General features: G+C 47.8%; 1 protein-coding gene. It reads right to left on the bottom strand.

What is annotated here, in order from left to right:
- On the bottom strand, positions 1–250 hold a 250-nt coding region (locus AYW75_RS18460), incomplete at its 3' end, for a thymidylate synthase (RefSeq protein WP_231886244.1).
- Between the last annotated feature and the right edge of the window lie 28 nt (positions 251–278).

Here is a 278-nt window from a genome sequence, read left to right as displayed (position 1 = left end):
CAAGCGGAACGTCACACGAACGTTGCGTACTATTCAAATACAGCGTATCACCCAACAGCGAAAAGTGATGACTGTACATGCATGGGCGTAAGCACCCCATATGAAACTCACCTGGATTGTAGAAGTTTAGGATCTCACCACGATCATCGATCCCTTTGCTTAAGTCATCCACAATCTTACGAAGTTGGTCTATATGACCACCATCTGGCTTAGCCCATGCGCGACCCTGCACACCATAGACACGGCCCATATCATCTTCACCTTTGCGGTAAGGATTG

Source organism: Marinomonas atlantica, assembly GCF_001639725.1.
GTDB lineage: Bacteria > Pseudomonadota > Gammaproteobacteria > Pseudomonadales > Marinomonadaceae > Marinomonas > Marinomonas atlantica.
Note: the sequence above shows the minus strand (reverse complement) of the source record. Positions and strands in the feature narration are given on the sequence as shown.